23 protein-coding genes, 1 tRNA gene, 1 other RNA gene and 1 pseudogene are annotated in these 22,097 nt (G+C 68.0%); 8 read left to right on the forward strand and 18 right to left on the reverse strand.

Annotated features, from left to right (window positions below):
* Positions 1 to 68: 68 nt before the first annotated feature.
* From O7543_RS18090 to ffs, 5 genes are all read right to left on the reverse strand, one after another.
* The gene (locus tag O7543_RS18090) at positions 69 to 1,730 is read right to left on the reverse strand and encodes an ABC transporter substrate-binding protein (RefSeq protein ID WP_281567162.1); all 1,662 of its coding nucleotides are present in this window, start codon (positions 1,728 to 1,730) and stop codon (positions 69 to 71) included.
* Positions 1,731 to 1,968: 238 nt separating this feature from the next.
* Positions 1,969 to 2,562, reverse strand: a complete 594-nt coding sequence (gene recR, locus O7543_RS18095) for a recombination mediator RecR (protein WP_123603876.1) — start codon at positions 2,560 to 2,562, stop codon at positions 1,969 to 1,971.
* Positions 2,563 to 2,572: 10 nt separating this feature from the next.
* Entirely contained in the window at positions 2,573 to 2,881 is a 309-nt protein-coding gene (locus tag O7543_RS18100) for a YbaB/EbfC family nucleoid-associated protein (protein ID WP_281555792.1), read from the reverse strand.
* 137 nt (positions 2,882 to 3,018) lie between these two features.
* On the reverse strand, positions 3,019 to 5,403 hold the full coding sequence (locus O7543_RS18105; RefSeq protein ID WP_281567497.1) for a DNA polymerase III subunit gamma and tau: 2,385 nt from the start codon (positions 5,401 to 5,403) through the stop codon (positions 3,019 to 3,021).
* 109 nt (positions 5,404 to 5,512) lie between these two features.
* Positions 5,513 to 5,603: signal recognition particle sRNA small type (gene ffs / locus O7543_RS18110), an RNA gene on the reverse strand.
* An 87-nt stretch (positions 5,604 to 5,690) separates the two neighbouring features.
* On the opposite strand from ffs, the gene O7543_RS18115 reads away from it, so the two are divergent.
* A tRNA-Ser gene (locus O7543_RS18115) sits at positions 5,691 to 5,775 on the forward strand.
* 98 nt (positions 5,776 to 5,873) lie between these two features.
* On the opposite strand, the gene O7543_RS18120 is transcribed toward O7543_RS18115, so the two are convergent.
* From O7543_RS18120 to O7543_RS18160, 9 genes are all read right to left on the reverse strand, one after another.
* On the reverse strand, positions 5,874 to 7,133 hold the full coding sequence (locus O7543_RS18120; RefSeq protein WP_281552754.1) for a site-specific integrase: 1,260 nt from the start codon (positions 7,131 to 7,133) through the stop codon (positions 5,874 to 5,876).
* Between the two features lie 14 nt (positions 7,134 to 7,147).
* A complete protein-coding gene (locus O7543_RS18125; protein ID WP_281550885.1) occupies positions 7,148 to 7,351 on the reverse strand; it encodes a helix-turn-helix domain-containing protein in 204 nt (67 codons plus the stop codon).
* Between the two features lie 253 nt (positions 7,352 to 7,604).
* Positions 7,605 to 9,563: a DUF3987 domain-containing protein gene (locus O7543_RS18130; protein ID WP_281567163.1), complete on the reverse strand. Its 1,959-nt coding sequence runs from the start codon at positions 9,561 to 9,563 to the stop codon at positions 7,605 to 7,607.
* A 38-nt stretch (positions 9,564 to 9,601) separates the two neighbouring features.
* Positions 9,602 to 9,916: a hypothetical protein gene (locus O7543_RS18135; protein WP_281552752.1), complete on the reverse strand. Its 315-nt coding sequence runs from the start codon at positions 9,914 to 9,916 to the stop codon at positions 9,602 to 9,604.
* Entirely contained in the window at positions 9,913 to 10,167 is a 255-nt protein-coding gene (locus tag O7543_RS18140; protein WP_348650022.1) for a hypothetical protein, read from the reverse strand. Before O7543_RS18140 ends, O7543_RS18135 begins: the two co-directional genes overlap by 4 nt.
* A 142-nt stretch (positions 10,168 to 10,309) precedes the next feature.
* On the reverse strand, positions 10,310 to 12,514 hold the full coding sequence (locus tag O7543_RS18145) for a cell division protein FtsK (protein ID WP_281552751.1): 2,205 nt from the start codon (positions 12,512 to 12,514) through the stop codon (positions 10,310 to 10,312).
* 105 nt (positions 12,515 to 12,619) lie between these two features.
* Positions 12,620 to 12,862, reverse strand: coding sequence for a hypothetical protein (locus tag O7543_RS18150; protein ID WP_281552750.1), 243 nt, complete (start codon positions 12,860 to 12,862; stop codon positions 12,620 to 12,622).
* Positions 12,863 to 12,954: 92 nt separating this feature from the next.
* A complete protein-coding gene (locus O7543_RS18155) occupies positions 12,955 to 13,869 on the reverse strand; it encodes an ABC transporter permease (RefSeq protein WP_281552749.1) in 915 nt (304 codons plus the stop codon).
* Positions 13,869 to 14,132: a DUF6284 family protein gene (locus O7543_RS18160; protein ID WP_278171230.1), complete on the reverse strand. Its 264-nt coding sequence runs from the start codon at positions 14,130 to 14,132 to the stop codon at positions 13,869 to 13,871. Before O7543_RS18160 ends, O7543_RS18155 begins: the two co-directional genes overlap by 1 nt.
* 282 nt (positions 14,133 to 14,414) lie before the next feature.
* Here O7543_RS18160 and O7543_RS18165 point away from each other — a divergent pair, with 282 nt between their 5' ends.
* Both O7543_RS18165 and O7543_RS18170 read left to right on the forward strand, forming a co-directional pair.
* Complete coding sequence (locus O7543_RS18165) at positions 14,415 to 15,224, forward strand: GntR family transcriptional regulator (RefSeq protein WP_281552748.1); 810 nt, start codon at positions 14,415 to 14,417, stop codon at positions 15,222 to 15,224.
* Positions 15,221 to 15,766 (forward strand): kinase, encoded by a 546-nt coding sequence (locus O7543_RS18170; RefSeq protein WP_281552747.1) that lies wholly within the window; start codon positions 15,221 to 15,223, stop codon positions 15,764 to 15,766. The genes O7543_RS18165 and O7543_RS18170 overlap by 4 nt, the downstream gene beginning before the upstream one ends.
* On the opposite strand, the gene O7543_RS18175 is transcribed toward O7543_RS18170, so the two are convergent.
* Positions 15,763 to 15,963 (reverse strand): helix-turn-helix domain-containing protein, encoded by a 201-nt coding sequence (locus tag O7543_RS18175; RefSeq protein ID WP_278171234.1) that lies wholly within the window; start codon positions 15,961 to 15,963, stop codon positions 15,763 to 15,765. The two genes, O7543_RS18170 and O7543_RS18175, sit on opposite strands and share 4 nt — an antisense overlap.
* Positions 15,964 to 16,175: 212 nt before the next feature.
* On the opposite strand from O7543_RS18175, the gene O7543_RS18180 reads away from it, so the two are divergent.
* From O7543_RS18180 to O7543_RS18195, 4 genes are all read left to right on the forward strand, one after another.
* Positions 16,176 to 17,444, forward strand: a complete 1,269-nt coding sequence (locus O7543_RS18180; RefSeq protein ID WP_281567164.1) for an IS4 family transposase — start codon at positions 16,176 to 16,178, stop codon at positions 17,442 to 17,444.
* Positions 17,419 to 17,655 (forward strand): hypothetical protein, encoded by a 237-nt coding sequence (locus O7543_RS18185; RefSeq protein ID WP_281551197.1) that lies wholly within the window; start codon positions 17,419 to 17,421, stop codon positions 17,653 to 17,655. The genes O7543_RS18180 and O7543_RS18185 overlap by 26 nt, the downstream gene beginning before the upstream one ends.
* Positions 17,656 to 18,181: 526 nt before the next feature.
* Positions 18,182 to 19,402 (forward strand): helix-turn-helix domain-containing protein, encoded by a 1,221-nt coding sequence (locus O7543_RS18190; protein ID WP_281552746.1) that lies wholly within the window; start codon positions 18,182 to 18,184, stop codon positions 19,400 to 19,402.
* A 131-nt stretch (positions 19,403 to 19,533) separates the two neighbouring features.
* The gene (locus tag O7543_RS18195; protein WP_281567165.1) at positions 19,534 to 19,755 is read left to right on the forward strand and encodes a hypothetical protein; all 222 of its coding nucleotides are present in this window, start codon (positions 19,534 to 19,536) and stop codon (positions 19,753 to 19,755) included.
* A gap of 31 nt (positions 19,756 to 19,786) precedes the next feature.
* Here the strand turns inward: O7543_RS18195 and O7543_RS18200 are convergent, their stop codons facing one another.
* Complete coding sequence (locus tag O7543_RS18200) at positions 19,787 to 20,275, reverse strand: hypothetical protein (RefSeq protein WP_281552744.1); 489 nt, start codon at positions 20,273 to 20,275, stop codon at positions 19,787 to 19,789.
* A 176-nt stretch (positions 20,276 to 20,451) separates the two neighbouring features.
* Here O7543_RS18200 and O7543_RS18205 point away from each other — a divergent pair.
* Positions 20,452 to 20,592 (forward strand): annotated as a pseudogene (locus tag O7543_RS18205) (IS5/IS1182 family transposase); the annotation flags it as partial.
* Positions 20,593 to 21,416: 824 nt separating this feature from the next.
* Here O7543_RS18205 and O7543_RS18210 read toward each other — a convergent pair.
* Positions 21,417 to 21,656, reverse strand: a complete 240-nt coding sequence (locus tag O7543_RS18210; RefSeq protein ID WP_148083580.1) for a hypothetical protein — start codon at positions 21,654 to 21,656, stop codon at positions 21,417 to 21,419.
* 267 nt (positions 21,657 to 21,923) lie between these two features.
* Positions 21,924 to 22,061, reverse strand: coding sequence for a hypothetical protein (locus tag O7543_RS18220; protein WP_278172456.1), 138 nt, complete (start codon positions 22,059 to 22,061; stop codon positions 21,924 to 21,926).
* Positions 22,062 to 22,097 lie beyond the last annotated feature (36 nt).

Below are 22,097 nucleotides of genomic sequence, written 5' to 3' on the forward strand. Positions count from 1 at the left end.
GGCGGCTGACGCCCGCCCTCGTTCCGTTCGCTAGTTCACTCGTGGATCTCGCTGGTCCACTCGTGGATTCAGGACTTGAACTCGGCGGTGGCGAACCGCTCGTCGGTGAGCGGGCTGGCCTGCACCCCGATCACGTCCTCGGCGAAGACGATCGCCGGCGGGGAGTGCGAGACCGGCACACCCGGCAGGAACTCCATGATGTCGGCGTTGATGCCCTGGTACAGCTCGTAGCGGGCCTCGATGTCGGCGGTGCCGTCGGCCTCGGCGAACTTGGCGAACAGGTCCGGGTTGTCGTAGCCCCATTCGTCCTTCGGCCGGTCGAAGAACGTACCGATGAAGTTGTAGGCGTCGCCGTAGTCACCGGTCCAGCCGAGCAGGTGCAGGTCGTGCGCGTTGCCGGAGGTGGTGGCGTTGAGGTAGTCCGGCGACCACTTCAGCGGGATCGGTTCGACGGTGATCCCGGCCTCCCGCAGGTCGGCGGCGAGCAGCTCGAAGATGTCCTTCGGGTTCGGCATGTACGGCCGGGTGACCTCGGTCGGGTAGTGGAACCGCAGCGCCAGGTCCGAGTGGCCGGCCTCGGCCAGCAGCTCCTTGGCCTTCGCCACGTCGTAGTCGTAGGTGGTGACGTCGGAGTTCCAGCCCTCGACGGTCGGCGGGACGAACTGGGTGGCGACCTCGGCCCCCGGCGGCATCTTCGAGTCGACCAGCGCCTGACGGTTCAGCGCGTGGGCGATCGCCTGCCGGACCCGGATGTCGGCCAGTGCCGGGTTGCCCTGCTGGTTCATCGCCAGGTAGAGGACGTTGAACGCCGGGCGGGTGAGCACGTTGAAGCCGTCGTCCTTGAGCGGCTGCACGTCGGCCGGGCCGACCAGGTCGTAGCCCTGGATGCCGCCGTTGCGCAGCTCCTGCTTGCGGGCGTTCTCGTCGGAGATGGTCCGGAAGATCAGCGTCTTGACCTTCGCCTTCTCACCGGCGTAGTCCTCGTTGCGGACCAGGGTGAGGGTCTTGTTGGCGATGTCCCAGCTGTCGAACTTGAACGGCCCGGTGCCGGTGGGGTGCTCCAACGCGTACGCCGGGTAGGAGATGTCGTCGGCGCTGCCGGTCACGTCGCTGGCGTTGTGCTCCTCCAGCGCGGCCGGCGAGTGGATGGAGAACGACGGCAGCATCAGGGCCGCCGGGATCTTGCTGGAGACCCGGGTGAAGGCCAGGTCGACGGTGGTGTCGTCGACCACGGTGCACGACTCGAACAGGCTCTCCGGCAGGTCTTCGCTCTCGTTGTTGGCGAAGCCGCCCATCACGTCCTGCCAGTAGGCGGTGACGTCGGGGCTCTGCATCAGGCCGGTCGCGTTGTACCAGCGGTCGAAGTTGACACAGACCGCCTCGGCGTTGAAGTCGGTGCCGTCGTGGAACTTGACGCCGGACTTCAGCTTGAACGTCCAAACGGTACCGGACTCGTCCGGGGTCCAGCTCTCGGCCAGACCGGGTGTGATCGCCGTACCGCCCTCTTCGGGACGGACCAGGGTCTCGAACATCTGCCGGGCCACCCGCAGCGATTCGCCGTCGCTGGCGAAGCTGGGGTCGAGGACCTTCGGGTCGCCGGCTACGCCGAAGACCAGGGTGGCATCGCTGGAGTCGCCGGAGTCGTCACGCTCGCTCTCGGCGCAGCCGGCTAGGGCCAGCGCCGCGACCGCGACGGCCGCGATGGCGGCCTTCGGCCTGGGTGCACGCATGGGTGCTTCACCTCGTCCTTTGGGTACGGACAACGTAGTGACGGGGGTCACCGATGGCGAGACCTTAGCCGGCGTTCGGCGCGACCGGAAACCAGCCGGAACGCGGTTGGTACCGGATCGTGTCTTAACTGTCCCGTCAACGACGATCGAACCCTACAGCGCCGATGATAGGCCAGATATGTCCGAGATTGAGCTATACCAAGTTGTTACATGTTTCGTGTGTTTCGCCGGCCCGGTGTCAGACCGAACGCCGGCCTTCGAACGCCCGGCCCAGGGTGATCTCGTCGGCGTACTCCAGGTCGCCGCCGACCGGCAGACCACTGGCCAACCGGGACACCGCGATCCCCATCGGCTTCACCATCAGCGCCAGATAGGTCGCGGTCGCCTCACCCTCGGTGTTCGGGTCGGTGGCCAGGATCAGCTCCTTGACCGTCCCCGAACCCAACCGCAGCATCAGCTCCCGGATCCGCAGGTTGTCCGGGCCGACCCCCTCCAACGGATTGATCGCCCCACCGAGCACGTGGTAGCGCCCCCGGAACTCACCGGTGCGCTCGATCGCCACGACGTCCTTCGGCTCCTCGACCACACACAGCACGTCGTCACTGCGCCGCTGGTCGCGGCAGATCCGGCAGTGCTCGGTCTCGGCCACGTTGAAACACACCGTGCAGAACTTGACCAGATCCTTGACCCGGCGCAGCGCGGTGGCCAGCCGGGTGACGTCCGCCGGGTCGGCGGAGAGAATGTGGAACGCGATCCGCTGGGCGCTCTTCGGCCCCACGCCGGGCAGCCGGCCCAGCTCGTCGATCAGGTCCTGGATAGCGCCTTCGTACATCTGCGGCGGCTCAGAACCCGGGTAGTCCGAGACCGCCGAGGCCGCCCGTGACCGGGCCCATCTTCTCCTCGGTCAGCTTGCGGACCTCGTCGTTGCCGTTGCGGACCGCGGCCAGCACCAGATCCTCCAGCGTCTCCACGTCCGCCGGGTCCACCGCACTGGGGTCGATCTTGATTGACCGGATCTCGCCGACGCCGGAAAGGGTCGCCGTGACCAGCCCTCCGCCGGCCACACCGGTGACCTCCGCCTCAGCCAGCTCAGCCTGGGCGGTCGCCATCTGCTGCTGCATCTTCTGCGCCTGCTTCAGCATCTGCTGCATGTTGGGCTGTCCACCGGGGCGCACGGCACCGCTCCTTCGATCAGTGTGGCCGGACCGTGGCCAGCCTAGTCCGTCCCGCCGGATCCGCAGCGCCCGGCACGGAAGCCGCACACCTGGTCACCGCGGATCGGTTCCGGTCACCGCGAATCGATCTCGCCGATCTTCTCCGCGCCGAGCGCCTGGCGCAGCAACTGCATCGCCTGCTCCTCGCTGCTCTGCCGGGCGGTCTGCTCGTCCACCACCTCGTCCAGCGGCTCGTCACCCGGGTCGAAGCCCTCATAGACGGGGCCGCGCGGCGGACCGGACGCGGCGCCGGACCGCACCGGCCCGTCGTAGTCCGGGTCGTACGGCGGCTCCTCGGCGGACGACCCGTCGGCCCAGACACCGCCCCCCGCCGACGGTGCCGGTCGGCCAGCCGTCGCGGTCGCCGGCCGACCGACCGACCGCGACGCCGGGCCGTTCTGCTGCCCCGGGCCGCTCTGCTGCGTCGGTGCCGACCGTTGTCCCGGCCCAGGGCCGGTGGACGGGCCCCCACCACCCGGCCGGGCACCGTCAGCTGCCTGCCGGGTGCCGCCCGGCGGTGGGCCACTACCGGACGGGCCGTCGTTCACCGGCGGGGCGTCGCCGCCGCCCGGTCGGGCCGGTTCGGGCCAGTCGGAGTCGTCACCGCCGCCGGCCGGCTGGCGACCACCCGGGCGACTCGCACCCGGCCGGCCGGCAGCCCCGCCGCCCGAAGCCGCCGCGCGGGCGGCGCTGGCCGCCGCCGACCGGGTGGCGGCCGGCGGGCCAGCGGTGGCCGGACCGTTGGCAGGTGGACCGGCGGCGGGTGACGCCGGGCCCGACCGGGCGGCGCTGGCCCGGGCCGGACCGGACGCCGCACCGGCGGTCTCGCAGCGGATCTGCCACCGGACCCCGAGCGTCTCGTAGACGGCTTCGAGCAGCAGGTCCGGCGAGGCGGACAGCATGGTGGCGTGCACGCTGTGCCGGAAGGTCAGCACCAGCACGTCGCCGTCGACGTCGCGTACCGTCGCCTCGCGGACCACCGCGGCGGCTCGCTTGCTCCGGTTGCCGACCATGGCGAGGATCTGGTCCCAGGACCGCCGGACGGTTGCCGCGTCGAGGGCGCCCGGCGCGGCCGGGGCCGGCTGCGGCTCGGCGACGGCCGGGTCGGGCATCACCGCTTCCGGCGGTACGGCCGGCGCGGCGGCCGGTGGCCGCTCAACCGCCGGCGGCGCAGCCGGCACGGCAGCGGCGGGCGTCGCGGCCGGCGGTCCGGCCGGTGCCACGGCGGTGCCGGCGGTCGGCGCGGCGGCGGGAGCGACGGTCACCGGTGCAGCAGCAGCGGCAGCCACCGGTACGCCGGCTGCCAGCCGACGCTCCATCCGCTCCATCCGCTGCAGCAGCGCCCCCGTCGACTCCTCGGCCCCGGGCAGCAGCATCCGAGCGCAGACCAGCTCCAGCAGCAGCCGTGGCGCGGTGGTGCCGCGCATCTCCACCAGGCCGTTGTGCACCGTGTCGGCGCACCGCGACAGCGTCGCCGGGCCGAGCCGCTCGGCCTGGGCGGTCATCCGGTCGATCTGGTCGGGTGGCCCGTCGATCAGCCCTTTGCTGACCGCGTCCGGCACCTGCTGCAGCACGATCAGGTCCCGCAACCGCTCCAACAGGTCGGAGGCGAACCGGCGGGGGTCGTGCCCGGCCTCGGCGACCCGGTCGACGGTTGCGTAGGCGGCGGCACCGTCACCGGCGGCGAGGGCGTCACACATCTCGTCCAGCAGGGCGCTGTCGGTGACGCCGAGCAGGGCCACCGCCCGTGGGTAGCTGACCCCCTCCGGGCCGGCACCGGCGATCAACTGGTCGAGCACCGACAGGCTGTCCCGGGCGCTGCCGCCGCCAGCCCGCACCACCAGCGGGAAGACCGCCGGGTCGACCTTGACACCCTCGGCGGAGCAGAGCTGCTCCAGGTACGGCCGCAGCACCCCCGGCGGGATCAGCCGGAACGGGTAGTGGTGGGTCCGCGACTTGATCGTGCCGAGGACCTTCTCCGGCTCAGTGGTGGCGAAGATGAACTTGACGTAGTCCGGCGGCTCCTCGACCAGCTTGAGCAGCGCGTTGAAGCCGGCCGACGAGACCATGTGCGCCTCGTCGATGACGTAGATCTTGAACCGGCTGCTGGCCGGCGCGAAGAAGGCGCGTTCGCGCAGCTCACGGGCGTCGTCGACACCGCCGTGGCTGGCCGCGTCGATCTCGATGACGTCGATCGAGCCGCCGCCGTCGGCGGCCAGGGCGCGGCACGAGTCGCACTTGCCGCACGGCTCCGGCGTCGGCCCCTGCTCGCAGTTGAGCGAGCGGGCCAGGATCCGGGCGCTGGAGGTCTTGCCGCAACCGCGCGGCCCGGAGAAGAGGTACGCGTGGTTGAGCCGCCCGGTCCGCAACGCCTGCGACAACGGCTCGGTGACGTGCTCCTGGCCGATGACCTCGGCGAACGTCCTCGGCCGGTACTTGCGGTAGAGCGCCAGTGCCACCCTCACCGCCTCCTCTCGACCGGGCAGGGTTCCACGCCGGGAGCCATTCTGCGCGGGCGGGCCGGCGACCGCCACCCCGGGGCAGGTCCCCCGGCCGGCCCGGAGACGAAAGGGCCCCCCGTGCACCCGCCAGAGCTCGCTTATCCTTGCTGCCTTCCGGCCCTGGGGAGGTTCACGAGATGCACGCCGCACGAGGGGTTGGCCCCACTGTACCCCGGGCGGTGGGCGGCCGTCGGCGACCCCGGCCCGTGCTGACCGCCACGTCCGCAGCCTGTATCGTGTCGTGCGGAGGATTCGCCTAGAGGCCTAGGGCGCACGCTTGGAAAGCGTGTTGGGTTCACACCCTCACGAGTTCGAATCTCGTATCCTCCGCTCGCTGAGCAGCCACAACGCCGCTGGCCGGTCCCACTGAGGGACCGGCCAGCGGCGTTCGCGCAGCTCTTCGTCTCAGTTTTCGTCTCAGTTGCTCATCAGGCCGCTACGGTGGCCCCTGCTGTCCCGTCGTCATCGTCCTCCCCTGAGGGTTCCGGCTTGCCCCAGAGCAGCCCGCCGAGTTGCTCTGCGATGTCCCGGCGTACCCGGTCGGTCATGTGCTGGTATCGGACCGCCATCGCCGAGTTGGACCAGCCCATGATCCCCATCACGGCGCGGCCGGAGACACCGAGGACCAGGAGTGCGGTAGCGGCAGTGTGGCGGGCGTCGTGTAGTCGCCCGTCCCGTACCCCCGCAAGCTTTAGTAGTCGCTTCCACTCGTCGTAGTCGGTGGCCTGGTTGATCACTCCCCCGGTCGGGTTGGCGAACACCCATCCCTCATCGCGCCACAGCTGCGCCGCCGTTTCCCGCTCGGCCTTCTGCGCCTTCCGATGCTTCCGCAGGAGTTGGACTAGGGCGTCAGGCAGGCCGATCGAACGCCGACCAGCGCGCGACTTGGTGTCGGCAGCGACCGGGCGCGTGTTCACCCGTTGCGGGCAATCTCCGGCTGTGCGTTTGCCGCAATCACCGGGGCAGCCGTGCGCCCATTTCGGCCGTAGCAAGGCGCGACGAACGGTCAACGTGCCGGACTTGAGGTCAACGTCCGACCACTTCAAACCGAGCGCTTCCCCTTGCCGCAAGCCCAGGGCGAGAGCCACAGCCCATCGCGCGCTGTTCCTGCGGTCATCAGCAGCACGCAGGATGGCCTGAACTTCTGCGATTGAGTACGGCTCGATCTCGGTATCCGGCAGACGGGGCGGTTTGGCCAAGGCTGCCGGGTTCCGCGCGAGGTGGCCACGGCGTACCGCCTCACCTAGCGCCGTCCGGATCGTTCGGTGTGCCTGGTGAGCCGTTCCGGGCGCGCTGCCGGACCGGATCATCTTCGCGTACAGCTTCTCCAGGTGCTCCGGCTCCAGGCGGTCAAGCCGGTGCGCGCCGATGCCGGGAATCAAGTGGCGACGGACCGCCACCCGGTAGCCGTCAAGGGTGTTCGTCCGCACCACTGGTGCGGCGATGTTCTCCACCCAGTGCGTCAGCCACTTCTCTACCGTCCAGCGCTGGCCGGGCTTGCGGACAATGCCGCTGTCGCGTTCCCGTTCCAGCGCGCGAACTTTGCGGGTGACCTCGGCTTCGGTCTTCGCGGAGACGTGGCGGCGGTCGGGGCGACCGTTGTCCTTGACTCCGACGGTGACCCGGCCGTGCCAGTAGTCGTCATTGCCTTTGTAGATGCTGGATGCGCCGTTGGGCTTACGTCCCATGCTGGTGTCCCCTCTCAGGCGGCCTGGTCGGTCGGCTGGTCGCCGAGTAGGGCGGTCACGTAGTCGTCGAGGCAGCGGACGGGGACGCGGCGAAGTCGGCCGATGGTGACGGACCGGATCTCGCCGTTCATCACGAGGGCGTACATGGTGGTTCGGCCGACGCCGAGTCGTTGGGCGGCTTCTTCGATGGTGAGGACCATGCGATCTGCGCTGTTCACGCTTCTCCCCGGTGATGCTTGATGGCGGTTCGTGTCGAGGGTTCGGCCCGGTGCGGGCCGGCGGCGGTGGTGTCTCGGCTGTGCCGGTGCGGCTGGGCTGCTGGCCGGTCCGGCGGACGTGGTGGCCCTCGGTTGCTGTCGCCCGTCGGCCGGGGCGTCGAGCGGCCCGGTTGGTCGTGGACACAACTGACAGAACTGACAGAACCTCGGTCGGCAGGGGGTTGTGTCAGTTCTGTCAGTTCTGTCCGGGGCATCAGGCGGTCCGCCGGACGGCGTCCGGCAGGGCGTGGACGGTGGCGGCGGGTTGCCCGTGCACGTCGGGGTGGACCAGGTACGAGGGCGACGGCGGTCGGCCACCACCGGCCCGCGTCCGGGGCGCGTCGACCTGGCGGATGTAGCCGTGCATTTCGAGCAGGGACAGGGCGGGGTCGAGGTCGGCGACGGTGGGCAGCTGGCTACTGCGGACCGCGCGGAACAGCTCCCGCTTCGTGAAGGCGGTCGTGGTGGTGCGTTCGATCCAGTTGAGGACGTGGCGGGCGTGTCGGCTGGTCCGGTCGGCTCCCATGTCGTCGAACGCGGCCAGGGCGTGCGCGGCGTAGTAGTCGCCGAGCAGGGCGGCCCGGTCGATGGTGTCGGCGTGAACGGGTTTTCCCCATCCGTCGCGCAGGTGTTCGGCGAGGTGGATCAGTCCGGCGATCCGAACGACCGCGCCGGTGTACTTGCTGCCCCAGTCGATGACGTGTGACCACGCGCCACCGGGAGCCAGCCGGGGTTCCACCGCCCGTTCGATGTCCATGACGCGGTCGTTGGCGTCGGGGGTGAGCGGCAACACGGCCGGGTCGGTCCACTCAGCGAGGGACATCACGAGCGTGGCGAGGTTGGCCGCGTAGGTGGCGACGACCGGTTCGGGTACCGGGTCGGCTCCGATGCGGCGTCGTCCGACGGTGTTCTCCGGCAGGGAGAACAGGATGCGCGCCAGCAACCCCTTGCCGCGGAAGCCGGGCATGTCCGCGATGTCGCGGAGGACGTCGGGTTGCACGGCCAGACCGAGTGTCAGCGCGGGGTGTTCGACGTGTTCCGGGGCACGGGACCGGCGGTTGACGCGCAGCATGTCCCCGGCGTGGCCTTTGAGGAAGACTTCCAGGTTGGGGGTTCCGGAGTAGCGGCCGGCGATGGTGGCGAAGATGCCGCCTTCCGGGGACAGCACGGCGAGGCGTCCGCCCTGTTCGGCGAGCAGGGATGCGGCTTCCTCGCTGGTGACGTCGTCGGCGACCAGCTGTGGCAGGGCGGGGATGGTGATGGTGTCGGCGTTCATCGCGGCGGCGGTCGCCTCAGCGAGCAGGGTGTCACGACCGGACGCGTCCGCGTTCGCTGCGGCGATCGCCGTTCGTTCGGCGGTCTTCCCCGCCACTCGTGCCGCGAGTTCGGCTTCCACGATGGCCGGTCGGGTCCGCTCCACCAACGCTTTCTCAGCGGCCAACAGGGGGCCGGTGATCGCCGAGAAGACCGCCGACTTGCGGGAACCGGGCGGTAGGACGACGACGGTGAACAGGTTGACCGGTTCCCGCCACGACCCGCGTACCTCCACCTCGGCGCGGCCACCGGCAGCCGTCGACAGGGCGGCGAGGGCGATGCAGCCGGGCAGGTCGACCGGGGTTTGTGTGAACTCGGCGACCCCGTAGACCATGTCGGCGACCCAGGCGGGCAGCATCTCGGCGGGGAACGCGGGCAGGTGGCGGCGGTCGCCGAGCGGGATCAGCGGTGCCCACCCGCCTGTGTCGGCCTGGTCGAGCAGGGCGCGACCGGTCGCCACCACGTCGGCGACGTCGGCACCGGATGCGGCGAGGCTGGTCAGCCGCTCTCCGAGGTCGACGACCCGGCGGCGGGCGGCGTGGTCGGCCACGATCCGCGCGTAGTGTCCCGCGTTCGCGGCGGCGGGAACGCCCTGCATGAGCGTGTGCAGGTAGGGGGCACCACCGACCTTGCCCAACTCGCCAGACTCGGCGAGATACGCCGTGAGGGTGATGGGGTCGGTGGCCTGGCCGGTGGCGTGCACGGCGGTCAACGCCTGCCAGATGATCCCGTGCGCGGGCCGGTGGAAGTCGTCCGGGCTGAGCAGGGCGATCAGGTCGGCCAGGGCGTGCGGGGCGACCAGGGCCGCGCCGATCACGGCTCGTTCCGCGTTGTGGTCGTGGGTGGACTGTCGACTCATACGGCGTTCCTCCTTCTTCTGGTGTCGTCGGTTGGTGGTCAGGCGGGGCGGTGACCGCGTGGCCGGGGGTGGGGTCGGCCGGCGGCGGCGGTCCGGGTGATCAGGTCGTCCAGGTCGGCGAGCAGGACCGCCAGCTGTCGGCGGGCGGCGGGGTCGGCGTCGGCCAGGGCGACCCGTACGCGTATCTCGGCCTGGTCGTGTCCGTCGCCGGTGCGGATGCGGGTGAGGACCGCGCGGGCGTGGCCGGGCAGGTCGACGACCATGGACGGGGAGCGGTGTCCGTCGTGTCCGCAGCGGTGGTCACGGGCGCACCAGTCGGTGTGTTCCCCGTGCGGGTGCCGGCGGCGGTTCATCGGTGGGTGCCGTTGCGGTGTTCGCGGCGGATCTCGTTCCACACGTGCCGGCCGATGCGGATACGGCGTCCTGTGCCGTCGCAGCGGTAGCAGAGGCGGAACGCCTTGCCGTACGGGGCGCGGCGTTTCCCGGTGCCGTGGCAGCGTCGGCAGGGGCCGAACGGCCAGATAGCGCAGGTGACCAGGTAACCGAACGTGACAATGGTGGCGAGGGGGCTGAGCAGGCTAGCGAGGGCGGTCAGGGACTCCACGGGGTGCCTCCACGGGCGGTTTTCGGGCGTGCGGGGGTAGGGGCGCTAGGCGGCTAGCGTCCTGGCAGGGGTTTGTTTCGAGGGCTAGCGGTGCCGCTAGGTCTAGCGGGTGTCGCCGATAGACCTAGCGGCCCGCGAGCGGCTATCCCGCCTTGCGGCGTTGGTCACGCTTGGTTACGGCGGTGGTGATGTCGTCGCGGAGGATGCCCTTACGGTTGGCGCGTTCCCCGGTGACCGGGTCGGTGCCCCACACCTGCCGGCCGACCGTGACCCCGTACGGCTTGAGCGCCGGGGCGAGGTTCCCGGTCTCCCACCCGCCGTAGACCTCGGGGCGGAGTTCGGCGAGTCGGGCGACGACCGTCTCTGACCACACCTTCGCCTCACCGCTCGGGACGACGGTGAGGATGTCGTCCAACAGGGTGTCCCCCGCGTGCTTCACCGCCTCGGGCGTCTCGCCGACAGCGTGGCCGGTCAGGGTTCCGGCCCGCTCCCGCAGCTCACGGGCACGGGTGACGACCTTCTCGACGTCGGCCATCTCGGCGAGGTTGGTCCGCACGGTCACGGCCTCGTCGACCGATCCGGAGTCGTCCGCGCCGAGCAGGATGCCGACGCCCTTGTGTCCGCGTTGGAACCGCGACGAGTCGTACCCGGCGGTGTACGACCCGGCACCCAACACGGCCTCGGAGGACTGCCACGTCATGGTTTTCAGGGCGAAGCGGGTGCCGATGTTGTCGCGCAGGTCGGTCGGCACGGCTTTGCCGTCTGGCTTCTGCGTGGCGAGCAGGATCATGATGCCGACCGACGGGCCGACCTTGCACAGCTCGGTCAGCAGCGACACGATCTCGTCGCCGTGCACGGGGTGGGCGGAGTAGCGCTGAAACTCGTCCACCGCGACCAGGATCGGCCACAGCTTCAGTGAGCGTTTCTCGGCAATCTGCCGGGTGACCTTCGATTCCGGGCACAGGTCGGCGGGCAGGGTGGCGATGGTGTCGTAGCGGCGGTTCATGTCGGCGACCAAGCCGCGTAGGTCGTCGACCAGGGCCGCTACGACGTCGTCGCGGACGCCGTAGCCGGTGCGGTGGGCGATCCGTTCGAACGGTCGCCAGTCCTGACCGCCCTTGCCGTCATAGATGTGCAGCTCAACGATCGGATCCAACGCGGCGGCCAGGACAGGCAGGCGTGCGGCGAACGTCTTGCCCATGCGCGGGATGGCTCCCACCAGTAGGGAGGTGAACATGAGCAGCAGCGGGACCGGGCGTCCCCGCTGGTCCTGCCCGAACGGGAACGGCGCGAAGATGTCCACACCACCCTTCGCGATGAGCGGCCATGCGCCGGACCCCTTGGCGTAGGGGTCTTCATCGGCGACCCACAACGCCAGGCGGCGGGCGGACCCTGCGGTGCCGCGTACCCGTTCCGGCCACACCTGGACCTCGTCGAGGTCGAGGCCGGCGGCGAGCTGGTCCCGCTTCTTGATCGCCTTGTCGGCGTTCGTCCAGTACGGCAGGTCGATCACGGCCCGCCAGCCGGGTCCGTCGCGCATGATCGGGGCGGGGAAGGTGATCAGGTCGTCCGGCTTGCACAACCCGGCCGCGAGGAACGCGCGGGTGACCACGTCGGCGGACAGCTTCCGCACACGCGGACTGACAGCGGCCACGTCCAGCAGCGGCTTGTCCTTCGGCGTACCGGCCACACCGAACAGGGCCACGACACCGGCGAGGACCGCCCACCGCTGCCACGACCCGGCCAGGGCCATCAACGTGAGCACGGTCGGGATGCCGAGCAGCAGGATCGCGGTCAGGACCAGGCCGCGCCACCGGACCCGCACGTCACGCTGCCGGGACAGCTTCAAGTACAGTTCGGCGTTTTCCTGCCGGACCACGGCCAGGCGCACGGGGATGCCCTCGGCGTCGGTCACCCACCGGACCGTGTGACCGAGCAGCCGGGCCACGCCGAACGGGGCACGCCACGCCAACCGCGCACAGTATTTCGGCGACCGGGACAGGTGATACATGCTGACGTGCGTGTAGTGGCCTGCCGTCCAGCGGACGGCGTTGGCCAGTTCGGTCCGGGAGCGCAGCCAGGCGGGGATGATCGGCCGACGCTCCGCACCCACGACACCAGCCAGGCGGGACCGGCCGCTGTCGGTGGCGGGTGGGTTGACCGGGACCGGGGCGTCGTCGTCGCGGTCGTCGCTCTCGTCGTCGATGTCAACGGCGAACGACCCGGCGGTGTTGGTCTTGCGGCGGCGGGCGGTCAGGTCGACCACATCGGCGTTGCTGCCGTTGTCGTCGGTGGTGAGGTCGGCTTCCGCTGCCTGCCAGTCGTAACCGTCGTCAGGGGTGGGCATGGGGGTTGCCTCCAACAGAAGAACCAGGGGGAACGTGCGAGGTTGAGGGGCCGATGGCGTGCCGGCGGGTATGCCGTCCGGCCGCGCCACCGGCACACAGGGCGGTCAGACCGGACCGGGGTCGACGCCGGTCGCGTCGGCGGGGCAGGTCGGTAGATGGGTGACCAGCGCGGCCAGGGCGGGAGCCATACCGTCGACCTGCCGGTAGAGGGTGCAGCCCTGGCAGCGGACGAACAGCCGGCCGCGCCCGTCACGCTCCACCCACGCCTTCGCCCCGGCCGGAGTGTGCTGGATACGCGACACGATTTCCGTGGACGGCAACTCGTCCGGCGAAGCGGTGGATGCCACGATGAGAGTCCTTCCCGAAGCGCATGCTGAGGGTTGAAGGGCCGGCGGCGCGGCGAAGGTTCCTAGGCCATGGGCCGCGCCGCCGGGCAAAGTCACGGCTCCCGCTGCTGGCGGTCGGTGTGCAGCAGGTGAGCCAGAGCGGCGCCCATACCGAGCACAGCCACCGGCAGACAGGCGACCACCGTCGTGATCCACCACGGGGCGGCAGTGATCCCGGCGGACTCCATCAGGTGATACGCCACCTGACCGGCCGCACCCAGAACCAGCGACCCGATCGCCGACCAGGCCGCGAACCTGCGCGCCCGTGGCGGAACCCCGTCGGGGGCGAGCCACGCCCGCAGCGCGTAGGCGGCATAGGCTTCGACGCCGATCGGCAACGTGATCGCCGTGTTCACCGCGAGGGAGTCCCAGATGCCCGGTAGCGGGTGCACCACACCGAACCCGGTCAGCTCACCCAGGCCCACCCAGCCGGACCAGATCGCCACGAACGCGGGAGCGGCCAGCAACAGCAGCACCCACGACCGCACCGGCGACCGACCCACCCGACGGTCAACGGGAGTGATCTTCGAATCCGGGTGTCCGTCCACCGCCACCGGCGACAACGGCCGTTCGGTGTCCTCGGCGACCGGCGACGGCAGGTCCGCACCGGACCCGCCCGACGACTCCTCAGACGGGGCGACCGGCACCGGGTCCACCGACACCGGCGACGGCTCCGGCGACGGGTCGACCGGGGCCGGTACGTCGACCTCGGCAGGATGGTCGGTGGTGGTGTCGCGGACCAGGTGCAACCCCCGGTGCCCACCGGTGGACTCGGCCTGACCCCCGTCCTGATCCTGCTGTTCGCGGTTCAGGGCTTCCCGCAGGGCGGTCGCCTTCGGCGAACCCACCCGCAGTTCCCGCATCAGCAGGTTCCGCGACGGAACCTCACCGAGACGGACGGCGATCGCACGGGCAGCGGGCAACAGCTCCTGGACCGGGCGGGGGTACATGCTCGCTGGCGTCGTCATCAGGCCACCGCCTTGCGTACCCGCAGCGCGGTCACGGCCTGGACGTCGCCCAGGGCGGCGGCTTCCCGCATCACCCGCTGCTCAGCACGCCGCACCCGACGGCGGTCAAGCAGCGACGGCCCGCCATCGGCGTACAGGGCGGTGATCTCCGCGTCCAGCAACGCCAACTCGGCCTCAATCAACGGCCACTCACGTTCGATCGCCACCAGATCGGCGGCGGTGGGACCGACCTCGGTCGGGTCCGGGACAGGGGGTGCCTGCATGTCGCGTTCCTCCACAAGACACAGCGGTGACCTCTACAGACCTGTTCGGCCTGGCCGGTCGGCGTGACCAGCGACATGAAGCTAACAACTGATATGTAGCCAGGTCAACTGTTAGGGCTGAATGAAGATCAAACTTGGCCCCTGACCTGCGACGATGGGCATACCATCTGTTAGGCAACTGGTAGGATTCCCTGGACAGACGCGGACAGACGCCCGATGCGAGAGGACCCCATGACATCCCCTCAGCCCAGACTCAGCCGACCAGACTCCCTGCACCAACAGGTGGCCCGGAACCTGCGCAACGAGATCGAAGCGGGCGTCCTGCGCGACGGCGACACCCTGCCGTCCACCCGCGAACTCGCCGAACGCTGGGACGTCAGCGTCTTCACGATCTCCGAAGCGATGAAGATCCTCGCCGACGAAGGACTCATCGTCAGCAAGTCCCGATCCAAGCGGATCGTCAACGCCCCCAACCAGACACGCGGCGGTGACATCCGCCTCCGCACCCCACGGGTCGTGATGATCGGCGGCTACGCCGGCAGCGGGAAAACCGAACTCGGCCGCATCCTCGCCAGGGAAACCGGCTGGCCCATGCTCGACAAGGACACCATCACCCGCCCCGTCGTCGAAGCCGCGTTGGAACTCCTCGGCCTGTCACCCCACGACCGCGAGTCCGACGACTACTTCACCAAGGTCCGGCCACGCGAGTACGAATCCCTCATCGCGGTCGCCCATGAGAACGTCGCCTGCGGCAACAGCGCCATCGTCACCGCCCCGTTCATCCGCGAGTTCACCGACACCGCATGGGTCGACCGCATCCAGGCCAGCCACACCGCCATGAACGCCCAGACCCTGTTCGTGTGGGTGTACTGCGACGCCGACACCATGCACACCTACATCCGCCACCGGGGCGCGGCCCGCGACGCCGCCAAACTCGCCAACTGGCCCGCCTACCTCGACACCGTCAACTTCGACATGCGACCGGCCGCACCCCACACCGTCATCGACAACTGCGCGTCCAGCGTCCCCCTGCAGAAGCAGGCCAAAGACCTGCTGTCCGCGATCCTCACCGCGCCGGCGGCAACCGCATGAACCGGGGCGTCATCCTCTACGGCCCACCAGCGGCCGGCAAGGACACGATCACCGAACGGCTTGCCGCCATCGACCCCGCCTACCAGCTGTTCGCCCGACTCAAAACCGGCCGGGGACGGACCAGCGGCTACCGCATGACCACCCCCGACCACCTTGACGCCCTGGACCAGGCCGGCGGCATCATCTGGCGCAACCAGCGGTACGGGGCCACCTACGTCATCGACCGCCACGGCCTGGACCAGGCGCTCACCACCGGCATCCCCGTCCTGCACATGGGCCAACCCGACGGCATCCACGCCGTCACCGACGCCACCCCATCGACCCGGTGGCTGGTCGTCTACCTGTGGTGCCCCCGCGACATCGCCGCACACCGCATCGCCGAACGCGCCACCGGCGACACCGCCGACCGGCTCACCGCGTGGGACCAGACACCACCCGTCGACGCGGACCTGACCATCGACACCGCCACCACCGACCCGCAGGAGGCAGCCCACACCATCCACCACGCCACCGGCGCACTCACGGACACCAGAACGGGCTAATCCTCGTCCGGCTCATCCAGATGCGGCCGGAACTTCTTGATCCACGCTTCCACGTCCGCGATACGCCACACAGAACCCATAGCCAGACGGTCATACGGCTCCGGGAAATCCGGACGTCGGATGAGCTGCTGTACCCGCTGACGGGACACCCGGAGCCGCTCTTGCAGCTCCTGCGGCCCGTACAGGTGGCGACCCATGCCCGCACACTATTCAAACGCCAACTAGTCAAACCGCCACTTGGCAAACTGCTACTGGCATATTGACAAGGGGCTAGTCACACCGACACCCTTGAACTCGTGACAACACCACCGAACCAATCACCCGTCCACCACCGCCAACCCCCCAAAACCCACACACCACTACGCCCAATGCCGTTAACTTAGTGTGGGGCGGTCTATGATCTCTGCTCGTGGCGAGGGCTGGTCAGGTCAAGGCGGGGTCGCGGGTTCGGTTGCCGGATCTGGTGGGGGTCGGGGTGTTGACGGCGGCGTTCCCGCCGGAGTCGGTGGATCTGGCGATCGAGGAGTGGGATGCGCGGGAGCAGCGGCATCGGCTGCTGCCGGCTCGGTTGATGGCGTACTACGTGATGGCGTGCGTGTTGTTTCTCGACAGCGCGTACGTGGAGGTGTGGAACAAGCTGCTGGGTGGGCTGTCGTGGGCCCGGCGGTACCGGATGCGGCGGCAGGTGGGGATGCAGCCGTCGGTGGCGGCGCTGGCCAAGGCCAGGGTGCGGTTGGGGCCGGAGGCGATGCAGGGGGTGTTGGCGACCTCGATGCGGCCGATGGTGACCGACGCGGCCGCGGCGCCGTGGGCGTACTTCCATGGGTTGCGGAAGCTGGCCGCCGACGGGTTCACCATGAATGTGGCTCGGACGCCGGAGAACGTGGCGCGTTTCGGGATGCCCTCGAACTCGGCCGGACCGGTGGGGTATCCGCAGGTCCGGGTGGTGGCGCTGGCCGAGGTCGGTACCCGCTGCCTGCAAGGCGCCGCCGTGGGCGTGCTGGCCACCGGGGAGCAGAACCTGGCCCGCACGTTGTGGCCACGGTTGGGAACCGGGGACGTGGTCGTGGCCGACCGTAACTTCCTGTCGTACGAGGACCTGACCGCGATCGTGGCCACCAACGCGCACGCGGTACTGCGAGTCAAGGCGGGGGTGGACCTGCCGGTGCTGCAGGTCCTGGCCGACGGCTCGTATGTGTCGAGGATCGCCGACCCGCAACAGGCACGACGGCTGCGCCGCCGCAAGACGAAGGTACCCCCTGAGCAGATCCCCGGCATCAGCGTCCGGGTGATCGAGTACACGGTGGAATCCGAGCCGGACGAGCACGGCAACCGTGAGGTCAGCGAACTGTTCTGCCTGGTGACCACCCTGCTCGACCCGGACGCCTACCCCCTGCGGGATTTCCCCGAGCTCTACCACGAGCGGTGGACCCTGGAGACCGCGATCGGTGACGTGGAGACCCGGCTGCGCGGCGGCGCCGAGGTCGTCCTGCGGTCCGGGCGCCCGGACCTGGTCTACCAGGAGGTCTACGCATTGCTCTGCGTCTACCAGGCCATCCGCGCGCTGATCGTCGCCGGTGCCGAACACGCCGACCTGGACCCCGACCGCATATCGTTCACCCGCACCGTGCAGGCAGCCGCGCGTCACGTCAGTGACGACGCGGCCTTTTCCCCCTGACGACCTGGCCGATCTGGTCGCCGACGTCATCTACGAGATCACCGACGAACGCAACCTCCTACCGGCCACGCCCCGCATCCGCAGCTTCGCCCGCCAACAACGCCAACCCGGACGCCGCTACCCCCGCCAGACAGACGACTACAAGAAACCCCTACCACCCCGCACCAAGATCAGGTTGTGGGTCCTGACCAGGCCAGACGCGTTAAGTTGACGGTATTGCCACTACGCCCCCTCTGGCTCTGCCGCACCTGCGCCCACCCCTGGCCCTGCGGACAAGCCCGAATCGACCTCATCAACCAATTCCGCGACAACCCCGCAGCACTCCCCACCTTCATGGGCGTCATGCTCCACCTCGCCATCCGAGACATCACCAAACTCGACCCCAACGCCATCACCGACCCCGAAGACCTCAACCAACGCTTCGTACGCTGGACCCACCCGTGAAGCCAGCGGTGTCCGAACGCCTCCAAGGCGGACCGCTCGACTAGATCGGAATTCGGTGATTCACCCGGCCACGCCACGGCTCCTAGCAAGGACGATTATCGGCTGCTCAACCTCCACGGAGGCATCATGTTCGGAAAATGGTTCCAACGCCCACACCTGGCAATCGACGTGGTGCACCCCGCGCAGGAAAGGAATCACCCGGCCAGCGACAGCCCACCGGCCAACCCGAAACCGGCCAACCGGAACGAGCGGGCCGAACACCGAAGCGGCCACGCGGATCGCTTTTCCCTGCCATGACGACGACCAAGCAAGGCCAATCGCCGACGCAGGTACCGATTGGCCGCCGAGTCGCCCAATGGCGGATGCGCCGCCGAATGACACAGCAAGTCTTCGCCGACCGCATCGGCAAATCTAAAAGCTGGGTCGACAAAGTCGAACGCGGCATACGAAAACTCGACAAGTTCTCCGTGATCCAACACATCGCCGAAGTGCTCCATATCGACCCGGCGGCACTACTTGACGGGCAGGAAATATCCCCAGTCGGGGGCAGTGCAATCGGAAATCTGGAAAAGCTACAAGCGGCGCTTACCTGTCACGCCACATTCAATGCCCAGACAAAAGCTCCCCACCTGCCGAAGTTAGAAGAGATCCAGCGGCAGATAGAATACGCCTGGCTGACCTATGGACACGGCGACTACCCGCAGCTCCTGCGCATACTTCCAAACCTACTGAGCGCCAGCCAGCAGTTACATGCGCTGAGACCGCAAATGGGAACTGAGCCCTTGGTCCAGGCATACAAACTCGCCTCGTCGGTACTGGTGAAACTCGAAGAAGCACACCTAGCCTGGATCGCCGCAGACCGAGCAGTCATCGCAGCCGGAAACGACCGCACCCTCGCCGCAACCGCAGCACTGAGCCTCACCCAAGCTCTACGCGCCCTGGACGAGAACAGACTGGCGCTCGCGACAGCTCTGGCCGCCGCACACCACATCGCCCAGCTACCCGACGACACCGAATCAGCCGAACAGACCTCCCTACTCGGTGCCCTGCTGCTACAAGCAGCACTTGCCGCCGCCAGCAACAACGACCCGCCCACCGTAAAGGAACTACTACTGCAGGCCGCCAACCTCAGCCGACAGGAGAAAGACCAGGATATGAAGCAGCAGCATGGATTCAGCCAGATCGCTGTCGAACTAGCTCAGATCGTGACACGAGCAAGGCTCGGCGAGACCCGGCAGGCCCTCGCCCAACACGAGATGGTAATAGAAAGTGGACGGTGGCTGCACCTGCCCGCTGAACACCGGTCCGCATACCTTCTCAACATCACCCGGATGTACATGGAGGTTGGCAACCCGCAAGCAGCCGGCCGCACCGTCACAGAGGCACACCGAATTGCGCCAGCCGAGGTGCAGTGCGCATCAGATGCCCGCGCACTGGTCGCGGAAATTTTCCGCTGTGGATCAGAGTCACCGGACGTAAGCCGTCTAGCTATAGCGTTCGGGCTGACCCGCTAGGACATTAAACTGGTTGACAAAGACTAGAACGGGGGTTCTTCCTCCAGGCCTTTAACTGCACTGAGGATTCCTTTGACAACTTGGTCTATCCCGAGCGTTTTGTTTCGGACTATGGAGTAAAGTTCCGAGAGTTGAGCCGCCGCATCCTCACCCATACTGTCTTGACTGAGGTTCTCAATCTCATCAGAGCCTTGCGTGACCTGAATTGCGAACGGTTCGAATCCGTCGCTATCTCTGGTGAACAAGAAAAAGCCTATCTCATCGAGGGCGGCCTCGAACTCATGCTTACCAACCCGCTTCCACTTCAGCTGGCCATGCTTGGTCACATTAGTCAACGACCGCAAGAGCTCTAGAAAATCTCTGTCGCTAAAGTAATTCATCATACTATCGACCGCTTTCCAGGCTGAACCGCGATGCAAGACTGCCAATGAAGGCCGCGAGATCCGCTGTTGTACTTCGGAAATCTTTAGTAATCAATCTAACCGTACGTGTCGGCTCATTAATTATACGAGCCTTTGTTAGCGACGCGTCTCGCGAGGCTCGCTCAAGTTTACCCATCAGATCCTTGTCGATACCATCGCGTCCATCAATTAGTCCCGCAACCTGACTAGCGATTTGCGCATACGAGGCCAAAACTTTCATTGCCATTTTCCGATCCTCGTCTTGCACGGCAAAATCGAGTTCGGTCTCCAGAACGCGAAATTGAGGGAGTAGAACTAATAGATGATTTAACGCCATTCGAGTCTCGGTACGCTCAACCGCCCGCTGCGTGGCCTCGGCCGCATTCGCTGTACGTCGAAGCTGCCAGATCGTCAGGCCAAACCCAACCAGTGAGACAAGGAGGCTGACGCCGTCATAGATGTTCTTCCACACTGGCCGCTCCTGCTGCGTCTTTACGACCTGTCTAGTCTCATAGTGTACGGCAGCGTCGACCAACTGCGGGACGATGGGCAGGAGCAACGCCAGACAGCCATGGGACTGTGGTGAACCGTTCGAACAGCTCAGATCTGCTGTTTACGCAGCTCAACGTCGGCTAGGTGTCGGCCAGGGTGGACATTATGCGTAAGTCTGTCGGGCAGCGGGGGTTAGTGGTGCATCCGCGTAGGTGGGTGGTCAAGCGAAGTTTGGCATGGTTGACGGCGCATCGCCGGTTGACGCAGGACTATGAGGATGATCCGGCGGCATCGGAGGCGATGGCTAGGTGGGCCGCGATCAGCAAGATCGTTCACCGCTACTCAGCACGATCCTGGAGGGGTCTTCGGGGCGGTGGTGTTGGTAGTGGGCAGTGCCGGGCCCGAGGGTGAACGACCGGGGGTGGATTTCATAAGCGGGGCACAAACAGCCCTGTTCAGGCACAGTGGGCTGATGAGTATCCGGTCCGGCTGGTCTCAGTCTTAGTCTCATTCACCGGCGTCCGGCGATGTCCGAGCAGGACCGGTCAGGGTCGTAACAGCAGGTCACGTACCTGGTCACCCGTAGCCGGACACTGGTAGGCAGACTTGGAAAGCGTGTTGGGTTCACACCCTCACGAGTTCGAATCTCGTATCCTCCGCTCACTGAGCAGCCACAACGCCGTTGGCCGGTCCCTGGGGGGACCGGCCAACGGCGTTCGTACACCTCTTTCGTCTGGGCGCTGCCTGCTGCTGCACGACGAACTCAGCCACCGACGTTCAAGATCAGCCCGTGAACGGTCCGTGTCGCAGGAGACCCTGCCTTCGGGTCTGTGCGGGAGTATGGGAGATGGTCAAGAGCCGCGAGGAGGTGAGCCGTGATGTCGAGCAACGCCGAGCAGATGCCCGAGTGGCCGACCGCTGAGCACGTGCCTGCTGAGGAGCTGGCGCGCCGTCAGGGCGTGCGCCCGGTCGCCTCGGTTGACGACCTTGCCCGGCCGGACCTGTTCGAGTCGAATGATGAGTTGATGACTTCCTCGCCGACCTGTACGCCTCCCGTCGGGCTGGGGCCGCGTGAGTCTGGTTGTCCTGGATACCGCATCCGACTCGGCTGCCGGGTCAGGTCACGACCCCGCCGGTACGCGGTAGCCGAGCAGCTGACCGTAGGTCATCAGCGGACGCAGCGTCGGAGTGAGCATCGTCGGCTCCGACGACCAGCGATGCCCACGGTTGCCCTCCAACCTCCGGTGCCGGGCCGCCGCACGCTCCCGGGCCAGCCCGGCCAGCCGCTTCGACGCCGCCGACCGCCCGTCCCGCCACTCCCGCCACCGCACCACCAGCTCACGAAACATCTCGACAATCACTGCTCTCTCCCACTTCAAGGTTGTTCTCCGCGCCGGGGCAGTCGAAAAAGTCCCTGGCGTTGCACGAATATCTCCCGCCGCTCGGCGGCATCGCCGGATCTGTCGATCACGTAACCCGTGACCCAGACCCAGCCCTCGTACGTCGGCCTGGGGTCGACCGAGATGACCCGGAACCTCAGTCTGCGCTCACCAGCGAACTGCACACTGGCCTCACCGCCGACCACCAGCACGTCACCCGGCCTCGGCTCGGGCGTGCGGAGCAGCCGACTACCCGCCACGCCGATCCGCCAACGGATACGTCGTACGCCCGCAGTCCGGACACCACCGCGACTTGACCTTGAACGACCACAGCCCGGCGCAGAAGCCCAGCAGCGCCGCACTGAACAGCGCCCCGACATCCCACATCGATGGATTCCTCTCACAAGGGAAGACGTTTCCGAT

The organism is Solwaraspora sp. WMMA2080 (genome assembly GCF_027497395.1).
Classification (GTDB): domain Bacteria; phylum Actinomycetota; class Actinomycetes; order Mycobacteriales; family Micromonosporaceae; genus Micromonospora_E.